The organism is Pseudomonas sp. HR1, assembly GCF_030175875.1.
Lineage (GTDB): Bacteria > Pseudomonadota > Gammaproteobacteria > Pseudomonadales > Pseudomonadaceae > Chryseomonas > Chryseomonas oryzihabitans.
Window position 1 is genome coordinate 977,500 of the sequence record NZ_JASNRF010000001.1, and the last position, 16,963, is coordinate 994,462.

Here is a 16,963-nt window from a genome sequence, read left to right on the forward strand (position 1 = left end):
ACCCATGAAAGGATTCATCATTGCACTCGGACGCATGCTGCGCCGTCCCTGGACCTGGACGCTGCTCGTGACCCTGGGTCTGGGCGGTCTGGTCTGGACCCTTGGTCCTCTGCTGGCCTTTGCCGGCCACAGCCCCTGGGCCTCGGTCACCCACCGCCTGGCCACCCTCTGCGGTCTGTCCCTGGCCTGGGGATTGGTCATGGCGCTGCTGCAAAGCTTGCAGCAGCGCAAACAACGGCAGCGTCTCGCCACCGAAGCGGGCCAGCACGATCAGCTGCGCGCCGAGCGCATCGACGACGAGGCCCACGAACTGGAGTCCCGCGCCCGTGACGCCTACCGCACCCTGCATGGCGCCGGCCTCTATCGGGGACGCAGCCAGCGCTGGCGGCGCGAACTGCCGCATTACCTGCTGCTGGGGCCGGAGGGTGCCGGCAAGACCTCGTTGCTGGATTTCTCAGGTCTGGAATTCCCGCTCAATACAGAGCGTTCCCGATTGACCCGCGATGTCAGCGGCACCCGTCACTGCGACTGGTACTTCGCCGAACAGGGGGTGCTCCTGGACACCGCCGGCCGCTACCTGACCCAGGGTGACGCTCCGGTGGACAGCAGTGCCTGGCAGACCCTGCTGCACCTGCTACGGCGCCAGCGGCGAACGCACCCGCTCAATGGCATTCTCATTGCTATCCCGGTAGCGCAGTTGGCCAGTGGCAACGAAGTCGCCCTGGAAACCCAGGCACGTCAGGTACGCGCCCGCCTGAACGAGGTGGCTCGCGAGCTCAAGGTCGAGGTCCCCGTCTATCTGGTGCTGACCCAGGCGGATCACCTGCCTGGCTTCGACGCCTTCTTCGACGGTCTTTCTCGCGAGGAAAATGAGCAGGTCCTGGGCACCACCTTTCGTGAAGCCCAGAACGGTACCGATCCCGGAGTGCTGCGCCAGGAATTCGAGGAACTGCTGCGCCGCCTCAACAGCCAGGTCATCCCGCGTATCCATCAGGAGCGCGACGGCCAGCGCCGCGGCCAGATCCTCGACTTCCCACATCAGCTCGGTCGTCTGGGCGATGGCCTCGCCCTCTTCGTCGAATTGGCCTTCGCGGGCAATCGCTACCAGCGCGCGGCCCAGTTACGCGGGTTCTACCTGACCAGCACCCCGGCGCTGAGCCAGCCACTCGACGCCCAGACCCAGGGCATCGGCGATCAGCTCGGTCTGCCCAGCAGCCTGCTGCCCCAATACCGTAGCGGCCAGCCACGTTTCATCCGCCAGTTGTTCAGTCGCGTGATCTTTCCCGAGGCGGCTCTGGCTGGCCTGGACCAGCGCGAGCTGCGCCGCCTGAGCTGGGGGCAGCGGGGTCTCTATGCCGCAGCCCTGGCCGGCCTGGCCTTGGGTGCGGCGCTCTGGACCAGCAGCTTCGCCGGCAATCACGCGCGACTGGAGCGCCTGCGCGACCTGGTGCAGCACGGCGTGCAGGCGCGCAGTCAGCTCAAGGCCGACGCCGATGCCCGCGCGGTGCTGCCGGTACTGGACAACGCCTATGCCGGCACCCAGGTCTTTCCAGCCGCAGACGCTACGCCGCTGCGCGAACGCACCGGGCTCTATCAAGGAGAGGCCGTACGCCCAGTCACCGAGGCCGCCTATCACCAGACCCTCGACAACTATCTGCTGCCGCGGCTCAAGGCGCAGCTGGAAGAGCGCATCCGTGGCAGCCTCGGCGACCGGGAGCGGCTGATCGGTCACCTGCGGGCTTACCTGATGCTGCAACTGCCCGAACGCCGCGACGCCCGCACCCTGCGCGATTGGGCCGCCGCCGACTGGTCTCAGCGCTATCCGGGTGACGCCCTCACCCAGAACAGTCTGGATACCCATCTGGCGCGCTTGCTGGAGCAGGGCTTTGACGCCTATCCGGTGGATACCCAGTTGGTGACCCAGGCGCGCCAGGTACTGCGCAGCGAATCCCTGGCCGCGGTGGTCTATCGCATCCTGCGCGACCAGGCCAGCGGCCTGCCGATCTATCGGCTGAGCCAGCAGCTGGGCGCCCAGGCCCTGACCTTCGAAGGCGCCGACTACCCCATCCCCGGGTTCTATACCCGTCAGGGCTATGCGCAGACCTTTTCCACCCAGGGCCTGACCGTGATCCAAGAGCTGACCGCCGACAACTGGGTGCTGGGCGATGGCGACGGCATCACCGGCATGGACCTGCGCCACCTGCAGGTGGAACTCGAGCAACTCTATTTCCGCGACTACGCCAATCAGTGGAGCGATGCGCTCGCCCGGATCACGCTGCAACCCGTGGGCGACGCCAACCAGGGCGCCACCCTGCTGGCCGGGCTCACCTCGGCCAACTCGCCGCTCTTGCAGCTCCTGACCGAAGTCCGCAACAACACCCGCCTCGCCGCGGCGGCCAGCCAGGGTGGAGCCCTGCCGGACACCGCGCGCCGCAGCCTGCAGAGCCGCTTCGAGAATCTGCATCGGCTGCTCGACGACCAGGGCGCTGCAGTGGCCGACCTTGCTCCAGCCATGGCGGCACTCAATGACCTCCAGCAACAACTGGCAGGCCTGGCCCACGCCAGCGCTCCGGAGCAGGCCGCCTTCGAACTGGCCAAGGCGCGCATGGCCGGCAACCGCGACGCACTCAACAGCCTGCATAGTGCCGCCAGCCGGCTGCCCACCCCGGTCAACGGCTGGCTCGGTCTGCTGGTCGACGACAGCTGGAATCTGATCCTGGCCGGCGCCTACGACTACATCAATGGGCGTTACCAGAGTGAACTGCTGGCGAGCTATCGCAACGGCCTGGACAGGCGTTATCCGTTCAAGGCCGACAGCGAAAGCGATGTCTCTCTGGTCGATTTCCGCGAATTCTTCAAGGCCCAGGGTATCGCCGACAGCTTTTTCGAGACCTATCTGAAGCCCTTCGTGGTTCGCGGCGAGAGCGACGCCTATCGCGCGCGCAGCATTGATGGCCACAGCCTGCCGCTGTCTCGGGACTTCCTCGCCCAGATGAGCCGCACCCAGCAGATCAGGCGCGGCTTCTTTGCCGAGAATCCGGCCGAGCCCGGCATCGTCTTCAAGCTCGAGCCCTATTCGCTGGATCCAAGCCTGACCCGCGCCGACCTCAATATTGGCAAGGAGCGTCTGGAATACCGCCATGGCCCCATCGTCGCCGCCACCTTTCGCTGGCCGCAGAACGATGCCTTGAGGACGACCTTGGTCCTGGAGGAGCTGGGTGGACGCCGCGTGGGCCTGGAGCAGGACGGTAGCGCTTGGTCGCTGTTCCGCCTGCTGGACCGCATGAAGCTGCAACAGCACAGCGCCCGCGACGTGCTGCTGGTACAGGCCGACCTGGAGGGCCGCCATGCCGGCTATCTGCTGTCCAGTCAGCGTTCGCCCAACCCCTTCGACGTGGCCACCCTGCGCGGCTTCAGGCTGCCGGAGCGGCTCTGATGGCGACGGCCCTGAGCATTGCCCGTACCCATCCGGGCAAGGAACGTGCCCATAACGAAGATGCGCTGCTAGAGCGCCCCAGCGACGGCCTTTGGGCGGTGGCCGACGGCATGGGCGGCCATCAGGACGGTGCGCGCGCCAGTCGCCTGGCTATCGAGCGCCTGGCCGAGACGCCTTTGAGCGGTGGGCTCGACCAGCGTCTGGAACAGGTGCGCCGAGTGCTTCACGACATCAATCGACGACTCACCCAGGATCTCACGGTACTGGCCGAAGGTCCCGAGCGCCTGATCGGCACCACGGTCGTGGCGCTGGTGGTCAGTGGAGGCGAGGCGGCCTGCATCTGGGCGGGTGACAGTCGCGCCTATCTCTGGCGTGGCGACCGGCTCTACCAGCTGACCCGCGACCATCGCCTGCTGGAGCGCCTGATCGATGTCGAAGGCCTCAGTCCCCGCCAGGCAGCCCGCCATCCGGGCGCCCGCGCCCTGACCCAGGCGCTGGGTGCCCGGGAGGCCTTGGCCCTGGACATCGTCCGCTTCGGGTTGCAGCCCAGTGACCGCCTGCTGTTGAGCAGCGACGGCCTGCACGATGCCCTGGAAGAGCGCGCCCTGGGCGCCGCACTCTCGCTGCCCTCGCCCGCCCTGGCCCTGGAGCGCCTGCTCGATGGCGTGCTCAAAGGCCCCGCGCGCGACAACCTCACCGCCATCGTCATCCATCTTCGGGAGGCTGCATGAACCTTCAGGATCCAGCCGTCGATGACGGTCTCACCCACTTCGCCTTCGCTTCTCCCAGCACGACGGCTGCTACCCGCCAGCTGGCTCCACTGCCCGATGTGCTGGGCAGCCGCTATCGACTGGAAAGCCTGCTGGGCGTTGGCGGGATGGGCGCCGTCTACCGCGCCCGCGACCTGTTGCGCGAGCAGTATGGTGATCCCGCACCCCAGGTCGCGATCAAGGTGCTCAACGACGACTTCGCCGAGTACGGCGATGCCAACGCCCTGCTCTATGGGGAGTTCGCCCTGACCGTACGGCTGCGCCATCCGCATATCGTTCGCCTGCATGGTTTCGAGATCGACCCTGGCAGCGAGCGCGCCTTCATCACCCTTGAGCTGTTGCGCGGCCCAACGCTCGATGCCCTGCTCTGTGACCGTCCCGAGGGACTCGACTGGACCGAACTGCAGGAGATCGCCCTGCCGCTGCTGGATGCCCTGCAGTTCGCTCACGCCAACGGCGTCCTGCATGGCGATCTCAAGCCCAGCAACGTGATCCTCACGGAGAGCGGTCTGCGCCTGTTCGATTTCGGTCTTGGTCAGCCCTGCGAAGACCTGCTGCCCGGCCTGCCGCGGTTGAGTCGTGGACGCTTCAATGCCTGGACCGTGCGCTACGCCGCGTTCGAATTGCTCGAAGACGGACGGCTGACCCCAGCGGGCGATCTCTATGCCTGCGCCTGCGTGCTCTATGAACTGGCAACCGGCAAGCATCCCTATCGCCGCCTTAGCGCCAAGCAGGCCCGCAGCCTGCAAATCGAACCCGAACGGCCAGCGGCCATGCCTACCGACGCCTGGCAGGTGCTTCGCAAAGCCCTGGAAATCGATCCCGCCCGCCGCCAGCAGGACCTTGGCGAGTGGCGCACCGCGTGGCAGGCGCCGGCGCCTCCGCAGCCGTGGTGGCAGCGTCTGCTCTCGCGTTCCACGTGAAACCTCTCACTGTCAGGAAGACACTCCATGTTCAGCCCCGCCAATGCTCCGCGCTTCACCCTGACCCTGCCGGGCCTGGTCCATGACTTTCAGGTGCTGGCCTTCCATGGGCAGGAAGCCCTCAACGAACCCTATCGTCTGCGGGTGGAAGTCGTCAGCGAAAAGCCCGACTGGGCCCTGGAAGACCTGCTCAACCGTCCCGCCTGGCTTGGCTTGGGCCCTATGGACGTAGGCCTTCACGGACTGCTGGGCGCCATCGTTCAGGGGGACTCAGGACGACGCCTGACCCGCTATCGGCTCGAACTGGTTCCCCGTCTGACCTATCTGGCCCAGCGTACCAACTCGCGGATCTTCCAGAACCTCGCGGTACCCCAGATCCTCGCCAGGTTGCTCGAAGAGCATGGGATCCTGGAGGGTGCCTATCGCCTGGCACTCGGCCCAACGCCCTATCCTGCGCGCGACTACTGCGTGCAGTATGGCGAGAGCGATCTGCACTTCCTCAATCGCCTGTGCGAGGAAGAAGGCATCCACTACCACTTCGAGCACCGGCCTGACGGCGCCGTGCTGGTGTTCGGTGATGACGCCACCAGTTTTCCCCGTCTCGCCGCCACGCCCTACCATCCAGGCAGCGGTCAGGTCGCCGATCATCCCGTCGTGCGCGGACTCGAAGTCGGAGTCCAGACCCGCAGCACCCAGCTGATCCTGCGCGATCAGGATCCCCTGCAGCCCCGGCTGCGCCTGGAAAGCCGCACCGACCTCGAACAGCAGCCGACCTTGGAAAGCTACCGTTTTCCTGCCGGCTTTCGCGATCGGAATCGCGGCAAGCAGCTCAGTGCCCGCGGCCTCGAGGCGTTGCGCGTCGACAGCCAGACAGCCCAGGGCCACGGCGATCAGCCGCGTCTGGCCAGCGGCCATTTCCTACCCCTGACCGAGCATCCCCGCGCAAGCTGGAACCAGTTGTGGCTGCTCACCCGTATCGAGCATCAGGGCCGCCAACCCCAGGTGCTGGAAGAAGGCCTGGGCACCTCTGCTCTGCTGAGGCTGCCAGACGACGATGGCTGGAGTCAGGGGTACCGCAATCGTTTCCACGCCATTCCCTGGCAACTGCCCTTTCGCCCTCTGCCTCGTCATGCCAAGCCACGCCTGCTCGGCCAGCAGAGCGCCGTGGTCACCGGCCCGGCTGGAGAAGAGATCCATTGCGACGCCCTGGGTCGGGTCAAGGTCCAGTTTCATTGGGATCGTGAAGGGCAGGCAGACGAACGCACCAGTTGCTGGCTACGGGTAGCCAGCAACTGGGCCGGTAATCGCCAGGGTGCCCTGGCCATCCCGCGGGTCGGCATGGAAGTTCTGGTGGGCTTTCTCGAAGGGGATCCCGACCAGCCCCTGATCCTTGGCTGCCTGTACCACGCCGAGCATCAGCCACCGGTACAACTACCTAGGGACAAGACCCGGAGCACCTTCAAGAGCCTGAGTAGCCCAGGCGGCCAGGGCTACAACGAACTGCGCATCGAGGATCGCCAGGGGCAGGAGGAAATCCACGTCCATGCCCAGCGCGACTGGGATGAACACATCCGCCACGACCACCGCAGCGAGATCGGCCACGAGCGCCATCAGCGTATCCATGGCAACAGCCACAGCGAGCTGCACGCCGAAGAGCACCGCCTCGTCCATAGCCTGCGCAAGGTCGAGGTCAAGGCCAGCGATCACTTGCTGATCGGCGGCAGTCAGCATCTCAAGCTGGGCAGCGGCCAGTTCGTCGAGGCCGGCCAGGAAATCCATATCAAGGCGGGTGATCGTGTCGTCATCGAGGCCGGCACCGAACTTACCCTGACTGCCGGTGGCAGTTTCATCAAGCTCGACCCCAGCGGTATCAGCTTGGTCGGTCCCCTGGCTCGCCTGAATGCCGGCAGCGCACCCGGCAAAGGCTCGGGCATCGCCCTGCAGCGACCGCGAGCACCAGGTACCACCCAGCCGGGCACGGCTGGCGATTCAAACCAGCTGGCACTTGCCAACGAACCGCAGCACCAGGACGCAAGGCCTCAGCGAATGCTCCATTTTTCCGTCTGACCCGGCCACTCGAAGGACCTGCCGCGACGACGCGGCCTATGCAAAGGACAGCAGGATGACCACCAACCCCACAGCACCCCAGCCCAAGGTGGAAAACTGGGCCTATCCCTTCAAGGCGAAAGGCGGCCAGGATGTCACCGATCCCCAGCTCTATCAGCAGGCACTCGCCCATGCCCAGGGTGGTACCTATCTGTTGGGTAGTAATGGCCTCTGGCACGGCGGTATCCACTTCGACGAAGGCACCTCAGCCTTTCTGGATCAGTCTCGCATTCACTGCATCGCGGACGGCGAGGTGGTCGCCTATCGTATCGACGACAGGGTTCATCGCTTCGCGCCCGAGGCGGATTCGGAGGGCAAGACCTACTCCACCAGCTTCGTCCTGATACGTCACTGTCTGGAAGCTCCGCAGTTGCCCAACGGCACCGAAACGCCTCCCTCGCTGGTCTTCTTCAGCCTCTACATGCACCTGCTGGACTGGGCCGGCTACGAAGCCAAGCCCACCCTGCCTCGCCCGGCCTTCTGGGGTAACGATCGCTATCGTGTACGGACCCAGGGGGGCAAACTCAATGTTCGCCAAGAGCCGCGCGCTAATGCGCCAGTCCAGGCCGAACTCGCCAACGGTAGCCGGATACGGATTGCCGGAGATGGCGAGTGGTGCGAGATCATCGAGATCCTCGATAACGGCTTGACCCTTCGCCCCAGGCGTACCCAGACCAGCCTGGGCTACGTCGCGCGCCGCTACCTCGAACCGGAAGCCGCGCCCAAGGCACAGAACACCGTAGTTGTCCTGGATCAGCCCTTTCCCATCAAGGCCGGCGCTCTGCTCGGCCACCCGGGCCTCTACGAAGGTCGGCAGCAGATCCACCTCGAGACCTTCAGCTGCGACGACGTTCCCGCCTTCATCGAGCGCAGCCGGGCCTGGGCCGTCCGCCTACCGGAGAGCGACAAGACCCTACTGAAGATCCACGCCGGCGCGAGCAAGCTGATTACCCACCGCCCCGAAATCGATGCCAATCATCCCCCGCGGATCGGCGATCCAGGGGTTCAGGTAGGGGTGGATCTGATTCTCAGCCAGGCGCAACTGGATGCTCTGCCTGCTGCTGACAAGATCACGGTCGCCACGGGTAATGAAGGTGATGTCCGTACACCGGAACAGCGCTGGTGGCATTTGAAGGGCTTGTTGGCAGATGGTGAAGGAAGGCCGATAGAGGGGTGGCTTTGTGAGCAAGAGCTCATTACCAGTCGGCATAGTCCGTGGGAGTGGGTAAGTTATCTAACGATAGAAGAGCATATTTCGCCGCTATCAGCGCTAGCTTATCAACTCGACGCTCGAGGTCTCTTGAGCCCTGAAGAGCAAAAATTTTATGAATTTAATATACAGCAAGCTAAAGACAGTGAAATCCGTACAGCTCTTTACAAAATACTAGACACTGATCAAGACCAAAAGCTCACTAGCAGAGAAATAGAAAGCGGGCTGCGAAGCCCGTGGCAAGCAACCGCAATCAGGAGAATATCCGCGTGTTATGAAAGTGAATGGGCTCAAGCAGATAAAAAGTGGAATAGCCTTGACGCTTTGATGGCTCATGATGGCGAGCATAATACACTATGGGAAGAAGAAAAAATAAAAATTAACACTATGGCTTGGCTGACAGACAATCTATGCAATACGCTTCCATTCAAATCCTCTAAGTTTTGGCACTTTGAAACCATCGAAACCATATCTAACCACCAGAAAAAAGCGAACCTCATAGAAAAGAGTCTTTTTTTAGAACTCTACAATGATAGGCACGCCAGCTTTTCGTCGCAAACATCGGCAAAACTATCATCAAAGTCTCTTGAAAACCTGTCAGAACTAATCGACAGTCTTAACAGTTACTACAAATCCGAACAACACAAAGCAAATATTTGCGAAGTAGCTTACATGCTGGCGACAGCGAGACACGAAACCTATCACTATCTATCGCAAGAATTTTTTAGCAAAAAGCCAGAGATTGGTGAATTATCATATTTTGATAAATATGATCCTATTTTGGCAAACACAGCTCAGTTGAGAAGAAGAGCTATAGAAAACGGCAACAGCCAGCAGGGAGATGGCTACAAATATAGAGGCAGAGGTTGTGTCCACCTCACATGGAAAAAGAATTATTTAAAGGCATCTGAAAAATTTAAAGTTGACTTCGTTTCAAATCCAGATCTGGCCGCAGAGTTTAAATACTCAGTACCCATAATGATATGGGGAATGACTAATGGGATCTTTACCGGGAAAAAACTAAAAGACTACATAAACTCTGAGAAAACCGACTTCGAAGGAGCAAGAAGAATAATTAACGGCTTTGACCAAAAGGACTTGATTGCCGGATATGCTAGAAAATTTCTTGACATCCTAGAGACGACCTCAAGCTTACTAAAGGAGTTTTAACTGTGGCTCAGATATATATAGTGGTATTTTTAAGTTTTATGGCGTTGTCAAATTTGGCTGGCGCAGTAGAAATAGAGGTTGAAAAAATCAGCGAAAAAGACGTCACATTCAAACTCGAAAACAAAGCTCTGAAATACACCAATATCATCGGAGAAATGGATGGATCTTATAGAGAGTTAATAAGAATTGACTCTAAGCCTTCGCTTTACTCAGCCGCAGATGGAGAAAACTATTACACGCTGAAGGTAAAAGAGAATAATATATATATAGATTGCCTATATTCTGACTTTAGGAGCTCTACGAATGGACTGCGCGTCCGCAGGGGCGTTTGCGGACTGAATAAAATTTTAGATTCCGAATATGTTGATTGGGCTTTTGAATACACTAATGCATGGCAAGCTGAAACCTCCAAGATGGATACCACTTCGCTTCTTGAAAAAAAAGAACCTATAGAAATCTCGGCAAACCAAGGCCCAAATATCAAAGTAAAACAAATTTATTCAAAGTTATCAGATCTAGAAAATTCCACACCAAACTATGTCATTGAAGCTGCTGGAAAATGCTACAGCCAAGGAAAAATAAACTTGTATGTGGTGAACCGAAAACAAAACCCTGAAGAGAACCCAATATTTTTAATTATTGAGCCCACTGGCAATGAATTTAAAACCCATAACTTATCGAGCGAAAACTATATAAAAAAGAGCACGCCATGTTCAAAGACGGCAGAAATTAATAAGTAGATACTCATGAACTCCTAACCAAAATCTTTACCTGCACAGCTAATCTAATACTGCTCCCTTAAGCTAAACCATCAATGGACAGCATGAACGAAGGATTGCGGAAGTTTTCTGAAATAGACAAAGTCAAATATAAAATTGGGCCTTTTGTTTTTTCGATGCTTCTTGCCGCTCATATCTCATCGCACGCAGAAGAGAAATCCCATCTCACACTATGCGCTGCAAGTGAAACTGTTCTTTTCAATTGCGAATTACAGCATAAGAGTGCATCCCTATGCTTTGATGAGAAAATAAAATTAATCAAATATAGATTTGGGACGCGGGTAAAAGAAAACCTCATCTATCCAAAAACACCAGCAAAAAATGAATATAGCTTTAAGTTAAGTACTACTCCTTATCCAGGAGGTGGAGAAAATAGAATAAGATTCGCCAATGGTATATATAACTACTTTATATACGATATCACGAGAAGCCAGCAAGACAAAACCTCGATAGACTCTATACAAACAGCCGGCATTGCTGTTTACGAAAACGGCAAGAGAATCGCTAATCTAAAATGTGAAAACTCTGAAACTAGCATTTACCCTCTTGCATTTGAAATATTGCAGAGAGAAGAATTTTCTCATGACATAAACACAGATTAACTTAGCAAAAGCTTTACTCGATCCTCCAGCAACCCCGGAAACCTCGTATACCACGTCTGATTCAACGGCGACGGATGCGGCAGCGGATAGAGCGTTAACGTCTTGCGGATGCCCTCTTCCGTTTCCAGGGTGACCTCGATGCTGCTTTCGAAGCGCTCTTCGCTCTTCCAGAAGGCTTCCAGGCGAGCGCGTTCTTCCTTGGGTTGGCCGATGCCGAACCAGAGGAAGGCTTCGCGGCCGAGGGTGATGAGTTGGGTGCCGTGCCAGTGCTCTATCAGCAGGCGGCGCATCAGGGGGTGGAAGGTCTTTTTCACCCGTTCCGACCAGGCTTTGTTGCCAAGCGGCTTGTAGGGCACGGTGTTAGCCCAGAAGAACTGCTGACTCAGGCTGCGGGTGGCTTCGAAATCGGCCGGGGGCTGGCCGTGCAGGTGGGTATAGAGGACCTTGCGGGCGATCTGGCCGCCGCTGCCGATGAAGGGTTCGCCGTATTTCACCTCGTCCCGCCCCGGATCGCGACCAAAGAAGCCTAGCGGCGCATCGGGATCGCCCAGACCAATGATGGGGTCCAGCGGGTCTTTGGCGAACTGTTCATAGACCGGAAGATCGACACCCGGAAGATCGGCAGCGAGCTGGCGAAAGGCTTCGCGCTCTGCGGAAGACAGCGGCATGCAACAGGTCTCCATAGAGGAATTAATCCCTCTAGTAGAGCCCTGCCCTGCGGGTGACGTTCCGTAACGACTGGCGGAGCGGCAGTCCTGGGGCGATAGGGTAAACTGCCCGGCTCGAACGACCCTCAAGGTGAATCGCGTTGATCAATCTGCTACGCAACGGCCTCGGCCAGGTGATCGTCGGCCTGGATCTGGTGACCCGGCCACGCAAGCTTAAGCGCACTGAGCAGGCTCAGGCTGCCATCGAGGCGGAGCTGGCGAATCTGTCGCTCTATCAGTTCCAGGCCTGCCCCTTCTGCGTGAAGACGCGCCGGGCGCTGCATCGGCTGAACCTGCCGATCCGCCTCAAGGACATCAAGAAGGACCCGCAGCTGCGCGCCGAGCTGGAACAGGGCGGTGGCCGGGTAAAGGTGCCCTGCCTGCGGATCGACGAAGGCAGCCAGAGCGTGTGGATGTACGAGTCGGACGACATCATCGCCTATCTGGAGCAGCGCTACGGCGAGCGGCAGCCGGCCTAGGGTCTGCGTGTGATCGTTGGTGGACAAGGCTGCGCCGTTGTCCACGCTACGGGGCTACGCACAGCGTCCGTAGGTTGGGTTGAGTGCAGCGAAGCCCAACGTTGCCAAGGTTTGATCCGCGCTGTTGGGCTTAGACGATAGAACTGTCACAGCCCAACCCACGCCCTCAGAACTCGATCTGCACATCCCCTTGCGGGATGCTGCAGCAGGACAGGATGTAGCCTTCGGCTTCGTCTTCCTCGGTGATGCCGCCGTTGTGGTCCATGACCACCTCGCCGCTCTTCTTGAGCACCTTGCAGGTGCCGCAGATGCCCATGCCGCAGGCCTTGGGGATGTGCAGGCCAAGCTTGGCCGCGGCGCCGTGGATGGTTTCGCCGGGGCCGATGTTGACGCTCTTGCCACTCTCGGTGAAGGCGACGTTGCACTGGGCTTCCAGGGGAATCGGCGGCAGTTCGGCCGCGGCTTCGGCCTGCTCGGCCGCCTCCACCTTGGCTTCCGGCGGCGTCGCGCCGAAGGATTCCTCGTGGTAGTGGGTCATGTCGAAGTCCAGCTCGCGGAGCATGGCCTTGACGGCGTTCATGTAGGGCGTGGGGCCGCAGCAGAAGATCTCGCGCTCCCGGAAGTCCGGCGCCATCAGCTCCAGCATGCGGCGGTCGAAGTAGCCGCGATAGCCGGCCCAGGACTCGCCGTGCTCGGTGCGCTCGCACACCAGGTTCAGGGCGAAGTTGTCGATCCGCGCCGCCATGTGCTCCAGCTCGCCCTGGTAGATAATGTCGCGCGGGGTACGGGCGCTGTGCACGAAGACCATGTCGACGCTGGCGTTGGTGTCGTAGAACCAGCGCGCCATGGACATCACCGGGGTGATACCGACGCCGCCGGAGAGGTAGAGCACCTTGTCGGCGGGATAGTCGATGGCGTTGAACAGGCCGACCGGCCCGTGCACGGCCAGGTTGTCGCCGACCTTCATGTTGTCGTGCAGCCAGTTGGACACCTGGCCGCCCGGCACGCGCTTGACGGTGATGGAGAAGCTGTAGGGCACCGAGGGCGAACTGGAGATGGTGTAGGAGCGCATCACCTGGCGGCCGTCGATCTCCAGCTCCAGGGTCACGAACTGACCCGGCTTGAAGAAGTACATCAGCGGGATTTCGGCCGTGAAGCAGAAGGTGCGCACGTCCCAGGTTTCCTGGATGACCTTGACGCAGCGCACGGGGTGGCGGCCATTGGTCCAGGTCTGGGTGGTTACGGGGTTGAGGAAGGTATTCATGACGCACCTCGACTGCCACTGGGGCTATTGGCGGCGATTCTGGGAGGGCCCCACGACCGCCACTTTCCCAATCGCGACATCCACATGCCGATGGCGACCGGCCCAGCAATGGCAAGGGCTGGGGCGTCGTGAACAGCGTCGGCCATGTCGCCCATGAGCAAGGCCCCCTCCCGGCTCCGGCCCCACACTCCGCCCCAAGCCGAACCTGAACAGCGCGCGACGGGCGACACCCGGGGTCATTCGGCGGCCCTGCCCCGTCGGCCAATAGCCTTGCAATACCGTGACCAACCACTTTTGCCACCCGCCGCGGTGGCCACGAGGATGTACGATGGACGTCAGCACCTTGAGTTTGGGCGACCCTCTCGATCCGGCCCGCAAGGCCACGGCCGAGATGCTGCGCACCCGCGAGCGCACCTACTCCCTGCCCCAGCCGTTCTACAACGACGAGCGCCTGTTCCAGATCGACATGCAGGAGATCTTCGGCAAGGAATGGCTGATCGCCGGCATGACCTGCGAGATCCCCACCAAGGGCAACTTCATCACCCTGCAGCTGGGTGACAACCCCATCCTGGTGGTCCGCGGTGCCGAGGGCAAGGTGCACGCCTTCCACAACGTCTGCCGTCACCGGGGTTCGCGCCTCTGCGTCAGCGACAAGGGCAAGGTCGCCAAGCTGGTCTGCCCCTACCACCAGTGGACCTACGAGCTGGATGGCCGCCTGCTGTTCGCCGGCACCGAGATGGGCGCCGACTTCAACATGGCCGACTTCAACCTCAAGCCGGTTCACGTCAAGACCGCTGGCGGCTACATCTTCATCTCCCTGGCCGACGAACCGCCGGCCATCGACGACTTCCTGCGTACGCTCGAGCACTACATGGAGCCGTACGACATGGAGAACACCAAGGTCGCGGTGCGCACCGATCTGGTCGAGCAGGCCAACTGGAAGCTGGTGCTGGAAAACAACCGCGAGTGCTACCACTGCAACGGCTCCCACCCCGAGTTGCTGAACACCCTGCTGGAGTGGGACGACGTCACCGATCCGCGCGCCTCCCAGGCATTCAAGGATCAGGTCGCCGCCTGCACCAGCCGCTGGGACGCCGACAACATCCCCTACGCCCATGCCAGCTTCGGCCTGCGCAACCGCATCGTGCGCATGCCGCTGCTCGCCGGCACCGTGTCCATGACCATGGACGGCAAGCCCGGCTGCAAGAAGCTCATGGGGCGCATCAAGGACCCGGACCTGGGCTCCATGCGCATCCTGCACCTGCCGCATTCCTGGAACCACTGCATGGGCGATCACATGATCGTCTTCACCGTCTGGCCGCTGGGTCCGACCGAGACCGTGGTGACCACCAAGTGGCTGGTGCACAAGGATGCCGTGGAAGGCGTCGACTACGATCCGGTCAATCTGCGCAAGGTCTGGGATGCCACCAACGACCAGGACCGCCGGCTGGCCGAGGAAAACCAGCGCGGCATCAATTCCAAGGCCTATCAGCCGGGTCCCTATTCCAAGACTTACGAATTCGGCGTGATCAACTTCATCGACTGGTACAGCGAGCGGCTGCTCAACAACCTCGGTGAAGAGGCGCCGGCGGCGCACCTGCGCCAGGTCAGCGGCGACTGACCAGGGTACCGGCACCCTCCTTCCGTGGAGTCGCAAGGACTCCACGGAAGCCTACAAACGTCTGACCTTTCTAACGCTGCGAGCTTTTGCCGCACCCGTCCTAGAGCCTTTTCGCCAAATCATCACCTAAAGTTGTGACCCTGTTCGCACTCCGAACCCTCCTCCTCCTAGCAGGCCGTCATGACTCTTCGCTCCCTGTCCATCGCTACCCGCAACCTGCTGTGTTTCGGCATCCTGGCGGTCCTCGTCGCGGCGCTCGGCCTCTTCGGCTGGTACCAGCTGTCGGAGATCCGCCAACTGGGACACCAGGTGGAGCAGCGCTACATCCCGACTCTGATCGCGGCCGACAATCTCAGCCTGCTGGTGGCCCGCACCCGCATCGAAACCTTGCGCCTGCTGGCCATGCCCGATGCCCAGACCCTGGCCAACACCCGCCAGAAGCTGGACGGTCTGAGCACCGAGGTGCAGGCCATCTTCGCCCGCTATCAGCACGAGCTGCTGTCGACGAAGAGCCGCACTGCGCTGGATGAATTGCGCCAGGTGCACCAGAGCTACATGCAGGGCGTGCAGCAGATCGCCGACCTGGCCGGTGCCGGTCAGCTCGACCAGGCCCGTAAAGTCGTGCAGCAGAGCATGGGCCCGCTGGGTACGCGGATGAACGCCTGCATAGAAACGCTCCGCCAGGCCGTCGAGCAGGACATCCACGCCGCCAGCGCGGATGCGGATGCAGCCTATGCACGCTCCAACAGCGTGACCTGGCTGGCCATCCTGGTGACCCTCACCCTTACCGGCCTGCTGGCCTGGCGCCTGACGCGCAGCGTGGCCAACCCCATCGCCCAGGCGGTAGCGGCGGCCCGTACCATCGCCGCGGGAGACCTGACCCAGGCGCTGGACAGCCGTGGCCACGACGAGGCGGCGCAGTTGCTGCAGGCCATGCAGCAGATGCAGGGTCAGTTGCGCGAGACCCTGGGGCATATCGGCGATTCGGCCAGCCAGCTGGCGTCCGCCGCCGAAGAGATGACCTCGGTCATGCAGGAAAGCGCCACCGGCCTGCAACAGCAGAACAACGAGATCGAATCGGCGGCGACCGCCGTCACCGAAATGAGCCAGGCGATCGAGGAAGTCGCCGGCAACGCCTCCTCCACCTCCAATGATTCGCGCCAGGCCGCCGATACCGCCGTTCAGGGCCAGCGTCAGCTGGGCGAGACGCTCACGGCCATCGAGACCCTCACCGAGCAGGTCCTGGGTGCCAGTGCCCGGGCTCGCGAGCTGGAAACCCAGACCCGCAACATCAGCCAGGTGCTGGACGTGATCCGCTCGGTCGCGGAACAGACCAACCTGCTGGCCCTGAACGCCGCCATCGAGGCGGCGCGCGCGGGCGAGGCCGGCCGCGGCTTCGCCGTGGTGGCCGACGAGGTGCGCGCCCTGGCCCATCGCACCGGTGAGTCCACCCGCGAGATCGAGAGCATGATCGGCGACATCCAGCAGGGTACCGGCCAGACCGTCGATGCCTTGCTGACCAGCGCGGACCAGGCGCGCCAGACGCGCGAGCAGGCGCAATCGGCCAATGCCGCCCTGGCCGTCATCGCCCAGTCGGTCGCGGGCATCGACGAGCGCAACCTGGTGATCGCCAGCGCCGCCGAAGAACAAGCCCAGGTGGCGCGCGAAGTCGACCGCAACCTGGTACGCATCCGCGACGTGTCGGTGCAGACCGCGGCGGGTGCCGAGCAGACCCGCGCCTCCAGCCAGCAACTGGCGGCGCTGGCCGCGACCCTCAGCGGGCAGGTACAGCGCTTCCAGTTCTAGCCGTGATCGCGGCTGACGACTGGCGAGTCCTGACCACCGGCCGCCCCTGGTCATACTTCCGTCAGATTTGGGACGAATGACCATCAAGTC

12 protein-coding genes are annotated in these 16,963 nt (G+C 61.3%); 10 read left to right on the forward strand and 2 right to left on the reverse strand.

Annotation, left to right across the window (positions count from 1 at the left end; translation table 11 throughout):
- The first annotated feature begins 4 nt into the window (after positions 1–4).
- The 7 genes from tssM (at position 5) to QKY98_RS04465 (ending at position 10,996) form a co-directional block, all read left to right on the forward strand.
- Positions 5–3,436 (forward strand): type VI secretion system membrane subunit TssM, encoded by a 3,432-nt coding sequence (gene tssM / locus QKY98_RS04435; protein WP_284670406.1) that lies wholly within the window; start codon positions 5–7, stop codon positions 3,434–3,436.
- Positions 3,436–4,167: a PP2C family protein-serine/threonine phosphatase gene (locus QKY98_RS04440; protein WP_284670407.1), complete on the forward strand. Its 732-nt coding sequence runs from the start codon at positions 3,436–3,438 to the stop codon at positions 4,165–4,167. The genes tssM and QKY98_RS04440 overlap by 1 nt, the downstream gene beginning before the upstream one ends.
- Positions 4,164–5,129 carry a serine/threonine-protein kinase gene (locus QKY98_RS04445; RefSeq protein WP_027600451.1) on the forward strand — a complete coding sequence of 322 codons (966 nt, stop codon included), beginning with the start codon at positions 4,164–4,166 and terminating at the stop codon, positions 5,127–5,129. The genes QKY98_RS04440 and QKY98_RS04445 overlap by 4 nt, the downstream gene beginning before the upstream one ends.
- A 27-nt stretch (positions 5,130–5,156) precedes the next feature.
- Positions 5,157–7,196, forward strand: coding sequence for a type VI secretion system Vgr family protein (locus QKY98_RS04450; RefSeq protein ID WP_284670408.1), 2,040 nt, complete (start codon positions 5,157–5,159; stop codon positions 7,194–7,196).
- 55 nt (positions 7,197–7,251) lie between these two features.
- Complete coding sequence (locus QKY98_RS04455; protein ID WP_284670409.1) at positions 7,252–9,615, forward strand: hypothetical protein; 2,364 nt, start codon at positions 7,252–7,254, stop codon at positions 9,613–9,615.
- A gap of 2 nt (positions 9,616–9,617) precedes the next feature.
- Positions 9,618–10,355, forward strand: coding sequence for a hypothetical protein (locus QKY98_RS04460; protein WP_143008482.1), 738 nt, complete (start codon positions 9,618–9,620; stop codon positions 10,353–10,355).
- A gap of 83 nt (positions 10,356–10,438) precedes the next feature.
- Entirely contained in the window at positions 10,439–10,996 is a 558-nt protein-coding gene (locus QKY98_RS04465) for a hypothetical protein (RefSeq protein WP_284670410.1), read from the forward strand.
- Here the strand turns inward: QKY98_RS04465 and QKY98_RS04470 are convergent.
- Entirely contained in the window at positions 10,993–11,664 is a 672-nt protein-coding gene (locus QKY98_RS04470) for a uracil-DNA glycosylase family protein (protein WP_074583412.1), read from the reverse strand. The two genes, QKY98_RS04465 and QKY98_RS04470, sit on opposite strands and share 4 nt — an antisense overlap.
- 140 nt (positions 11,665–11,804) lie before the next feature.
- Here QKY98_RS04470 and QKY98_RS04475 point away from each other — a divergent pair, with 140 nt between their 5' ends.
- A complete protein-coding gene (locus tag QKY98_RS04475; protein WP_042134870.1) occupies positions 11,805–12,182 on the forward strand; it encodes a glutaredoxin family protein in 378 nt (125 codons plus the stop codon).
- Positions 12,183–12,348: 166 nt separating this feature from the next.
- Here the strand turns inward: QKY98_RS04475 and gbcB are convergent, their stop codons facing one another.
- Positions 12,349–13,446 (reverse strand): glycine betaine monooxygenase reductase subunit, encoded by a 1,098-nt coding sequence (gbcB, locus tag QKY98_RS04480; RefSeq protein ID WP_027598761.1) that lies wholly within the window; start codon positions 13,444–13,446, stop codon positions 12,349–12,351.
- Between the two features lie 328 nt (positions 13,447–13,774).
- Here gbcB and gbca point away from each other — a divergent pair, with 328 nt between their 5' ends.
- Positions 13,775–15,067: a glycine betaine monooxygenase oxygenase subunit gene (gene gbca, locus QKY98_RS04485; protein WP_027600530.1), complete on the forward strand. Its 1,293-nt coding sequence runs from the start codon at positions 13,775–13,777 to the stop codon at positions 15,065–15,067.
- A gap of 180 nt (positions 15,068–15,247) precedes the next feature.
- A complete protein-coding gene (locus QKY98_RS04490; protein ID WP_074583306.1) occupies positions 15,248–16,873 on the forward strand; it encodes a methyl-accepting chemotaxis protein in 1,626 nt (541 codons plus the stop codon).
- Positions 16,874–16,963 lie beyond the last annotated feature (90 nt).